2 protein-coding genes and 4 pseudogenes are annotated in these 4,576 nt (G+C 48.0%); 2 read left to right on the top strand and 4 right to left on the bottom strand.

Annotated features, from left to right (window positions below):
• Positions 1-264: 264 nt before the first annotated feature.
• A complete protein-coding gene (locus tag AC5JLB_RS13870) occupies positions 265-2,019 on the bottom strand; it encodes a ShlB/FhaC/HecB family hemolysin secretion/activation protein (protein WP_495874417.1) in 1,755 nt (584 codons plus the stop codon).
• A 189-nt stretch (positions 2,020-2,208) separates the two neighbouring features.
• On the opposite strand from AC5JLB_RS13870, the pseudogene AC5JLB_RS13865 reads away from it, so the two are divergent.
• Both AC5JLB_RS13865 and AC5JLB_RS13860 read left to right on the top strand, forming a co-directional pair.
• A pseudogene (locus AC5JLB_RS13865) lies at positions 2,209-2,325 on the top strand (IS1 family transposase); the annotation flags it as partial.
• A 90-nt stretch (positions 2,326-2,415) separates the two neighbouring features.
• A pseudogene (locus tag AC5JLB_RS13860) lies at positions 2,416-2,600 on the top strand (hypothetical protein); the annotation flags it as partial.
• Between the two features lie 82 nt (positions 2,601-2,682).
• On the opposite strand, the gene AC5JLB_RS13855 reads toward AC5JLB_RS13860, so the two are convergent.
• The 3 genes and pseudogenes from AC5JLB_RS13855 to AC5JLB_RS13845 all read right to left on the bottom strand — a co-directional run.
• Positions 2,683-3,507, bottom strand: coding sequence for an IS6 family transposase (locus tag AC5JLB_RS13855; protein WP_495874416.1), 825 nt, complete (start codon positions 3,505-3,507; stop codon positions 2,683-2,685).
• Positions 3,507-4,241 (bottom strand): annotated as a pseudogene (locus tag AC5JLB_RS13850) (IS6 family transposase). Before AC5JLB_RS13850 ends, AC5JLB_RS13855 begins: the two are co-directional and overlap by 1 nt.
• Before the next feature lie 71 nt (positions 4,242-4,312).
• Positions 4,313-4,510 (bottom strand): annotated as a pseudogene (locus tag AC5JLB_RS13845) (IS982 family transposase); the annotation flags it as partial.
• Positions 4,511-4,576: the final 66 nt, after the last annotated feature.

Below are 4,576 nucleotides of genomic sequence, written 5' to 3'. Positions count from 1 at the left end.
ATTCTGCATCAGTGAGGTCGCTGGAATAGGCCATGGCCTCTCAATTAGGTAAGTTAGAGCACCTAATTCTTATTCTAGAAGATGTCAAATAGGTTCTATAGAGAACTTCCAAGCTTTTGGTGATCTTGCATCATAATGAAACTATCTGCTCCCTTTCCAAATCTGGAAAGATCAATTGATGCATGACCGCACCAGCTCACTTCTAGCTGATTGCATCCCGTCGTTGTGGCAATACAAGTTGCAGCAATTGCAGCTCAATATTAGCTAGAACAAAGCACTGTATTGAATCGAGAAATATATTCCCTTTTCTTGTAGAGTTCGTTTGTTCGTGTCGATGCCAATTAACGGAAGGCCCCAATCCAAGCGGGCAGAAAAATTGTCACCTTGTCGCCACAGTAATCCAAGTCCTGCTCCGACTAATGTATTGGGGTCAAGCGCAGCCTTTCCTTGGTTCCAACCCGTGCCTACATCCACAAACGGTGTTAGCTGTACAACTCCAATACCACGCCTAGTTCTCAGAATCGGCAAGCGCAACTCGGTCGAAAACAATAAGCCACTATCAGTTAGTAAGGCATCTTGACGGTAGCCGCGCACCGTTTCTACTCCCCCAATTCCGAACTGTTCTAATGGCACTAAGGCACGATCGCTCAATTGCACATTCCCACGCACCAGTAAGAGAGTATCGCGATCGAGCAATCGAGTCCATTGTGCTTGACCGCGCCAGGCAAAGAAGTTGCTATCCGGTGGCGCTTCATTTTGGGTTGCATTAAACAGTCCTAAACCAAAGCTAAATTGAGACCGTGCAGCAATCACTTGTCGATCGCTGCGTTGCACATAGTCTTGGAAGAATCTCAAGACTGAAATGCGCGTGCGTCCCTGCTCATCTGCACCTGGTGAGAGCGGAGACGGTCCAATATTGCCGATGCCGAGTTCGGTCTCGCTTTCTTGTCGAGTGAAGGTCAAACCCAGGGCAATTTCCTGAGTTGGATGTTGCACAATCGGTTGTCGGTAAGTCAGCTCGTAGTAGCGAGATCGCGCCTTAATATCCAAAATGTCAAACGGCGGTTCGATGATTGTACTGCGATTACTGCCATAAGCAAGCCGCAAGCTACCGTTGCGTGAATTGAGCGGAACGGTGTAGCTCACATCAATACCGTTACTGCCATCAGTATTGGTGTAACCCACCCGTAAGCCATCGCCCAACCCAAGCAGATTCGCTTGTGAAACTTCGACCTGACGGCGTACGGTTCCAACACTCGGCGATCGAACGTTATCAATCGACGGCGTAATCAATAGCGTTTTCGCTTCTGAAATCGTCACTTGCAGAACGCTTGTTCCCGGTCGCGTTCCGGCTTGTAGATCTGCTGAAATTGATTGCAGCAGCGGGTCAAGCTGTAAGACTCGCAGTTGGTCGAGTAAGCGATCAACGTTTAAGGGTGTTTGAGTGCCTAAGGCAACGCGACTGCGAAGGTAATTTGGATTCAGTCGGCGAGTGCCAACGACATTAATTTCTTCAACCGACCCTTCGATGATCTGAATTCTAACAACACCATTGGTTAAAGTTTGAGGGGGAAGAATGGCAGCCGAGGTGATGTATTTACGATCGATGTAGTATTGGGTGATTAGCGATCGTACCTGGAGTAATTCTGCAAAGGTGACATTTCGGTTGGTGAACGGTTGTGTAATTTCAGCCAATTCTTTAGCGCTGAAAACGCTGCTGCCGACGATCTCAAAGCGTCGGACAAAGATGGTATCAGGAACGCCGCTTGGTAGTTCTTGGGGCGCTGGGGGCGTTTTAAGCCGTGGAAGCAATTGCTCGACTGGAGGCAGTTCGATCGGGGTTTGCGGCGGTTCAGACTGGGGTGGACGTGTTTGTGGAATATCTTGAGGCGGGATTTTAAAGTCAGGGGCTTGGGTTACGCTAGGTTGCACAGCCTGTGCCGAAGCGCGAGCAGCCAGCGCTGCGATCACATTGAGAATCAAAATCGGAGATGCAAACAGCAGTTTTTGTAACATCATGACTCATGTGATTTCATAGCTGACCGCTCCGCTCGTAGGATAGCAATTTGTGCAGCATAGATCTCCTTCTTGTTGGTGTAGCGCTTAAAGCTGCGTCTGTCGTGATGCCGCGTCAACTTCATCGCTTCTCCTTCGCCTAACCCATCATACTTAATCAGCAAGTTCGTCGCATAGATGTGCCGTCCCCGACGCACTCGGATCAAACGCTTGGCTCGAAAAACGATCTGCTTTTCTAAGTCCACTTGGCTGTATGATGTGGTGATTGGATTGTTCATCAACCGCTACGAGTTCGGTCAAGCAGTATGATATAGCAAGCTTATTTGAGTTGTAAGATTAGCGGTTGTGTCGCAAAAATGGTAGGGTAAGGAGGTTTGATATTCTCTGACCTCAAGCTAAATGGCATGCCAATCCCTGTTTAAGTGGCGGCACTTCTTGCCGGAAATCATCGTGCTGAATGTGCGCTGGTATTGTCGTTAGGCCTTATCTTATCGGGACTTAGAGGAGATGATGCAAGAGCGAGGCGTCGAAGTGGTGTCCTACGGAGCTTCGCGAAGCGAACACATTCTACAATCAATCGCTGGGGAAACTGTCAGATCTGAGTACTCAAATCGTGGCTTTTTTGCAACTTTTCATCATTGCAAACACTCTCTTTCTCATTTTTCACTAAATGGCTTGAAATAACTTTTGCAATTCATTTACTCGTTCGATAAAGTGTTCTTGTTGCTTCGATAAAGACACCAATTCTGTCATTCTTGCTCTCGATCGCAAAAACTGCTTTACTTCATCAAATGTTTGACAAAATCGTTTCGCACTCTCAATCGCTCCAAATCCTAGCATTGGATAGTAACGTTGCTTGATCCCTCGATGACTCTGTTCGATCGGATTTCCTAAACACCCTCTCACTTCATGCTCAACATCCGTTCCCAATTCTTCATCAATTGCCCTGGGATACGAAGCCAATCCATCTGTCACCACTCTTTGCGACGGTTGTTCTGCTATCTCATGAGCCCCAGCAAAGAAGGCTTTTACCGCCTCCATGTCCCGCTTTTCGCTCAACCTCACATCCACCAAGTTCCCATCCTCATCGATCGCACGGTACAGATAACACCACCTGCCTTTGACTCGAATGTACGTCTCGTCCACAAACCAGATCTTGCCCACTTTGCCTTTGCGTTTTGCTCTCAACTGCTGGGCAAAGATGGAAGCAAAGCGCTCTTCCCAATCCCGTACCGTTTCATGCGTGAACTCAAAGCCACGCAGCAGGAAGAATTCGGCAATGTCTCGAAAGCTCAGCTTGTAGCGCAACCGACACAGCAGTACTTGGAACACGATATCAGTGGGCACTTCAATGAAATTAAAAGGGGTGCCAGTGCGTTCATTGCAGGTGCGATAGCACGCCTTGCAGCGATACATTGCATAGTCTGGATCAATGGGGTTGTGTCGCAAATACTTTTTAGTGACAAACGAAGTATCTCGTTCGCGTTTCATTAAGCACTAATTCCAAAGAGTTCTTCGATAAATTTTACTTGAGACACACTATCTCCTTTACTAATTCCTTTCACTTGTCCTTTGCAAATCATACTCATCGCTTCAATCCCGCTCAAGGTTCGTCTCGCACTGTTGAATGAGCCAAATCCCATCATTGGTTTTGTCAGTCGCTTGATGTTGCGGTGATCCTGCTCAATCACATTATTCATGTACTTGCTCTGACGTAACTTCGTCGTTTCTTCTAGCGTTTTATCCACTTTCAGTGCCTCAATTGCCACTGGATAGGCAGCATTCTTGTCCACTGTGAGTGCTTCGCAGCTCGCATCGCGACTCACTCGTGGTGTTTGAGTGTGTTCCGCTTTCAGCACTTTACGAAAGAATCGCGCAGCGGCTTTCCCATCCCGCTTTGCACTGGGCATGAAGTCCAGCGTATTGCCTGCTGAATCCACGGCTCGATACAAATATTTCCATACCCCTTTGACTTCAACATACGTCTCGTCCACTCTCCAGGAATCATTCGTGGGATTCAAGTGCGGGCGCAGTCGTTTGTCCAGTTCTGGGGCGTAGCTCAACACCCATCAATGAATGGTGGAATGATCCACCTCGACTCCTCGCTCCGCCATCATTTCCTCTAAATTCCGGTAACTCAACCCATAGCGGCAGTCCCACCGGATATTTAGCACGATGATCTCTGGCAGAAAATGCCGCCACTTAAACAGAGATTGGAATGCCATTTAGAATGAGGTCAGAGAAAATTGAGCTTCCCCACCTTATCATTTTTGCGACACAACCAATGAATCAGCATTTAGTCCGCCACTAATCCGTCAAATTGGAGCAACGAGCGACCGAGTTGCCGATTCAACCAACAGCACAGCGTATGCGCCAGAATCTTACGATTGATGCGACTGGTCAAATGCCAGAGGTCACGAGCGCGAATGCGCTCAAAGTGAAAGCGTTCACTCAGTTGGGCATTCACCGTTTCAATTAACCGCCGGACGGTTTGCAGTTGCCGCATGTTGAGCGACAATCATATTGGCCCAATCGACGATTGCATTGCCCATCCCAGACT

It is taken from the genome of Myxacorys chilensis, assembly GCF_059505265.1.
This window is presented reverse-complemented; position numbering and strand designations above follow the sequence as displayed.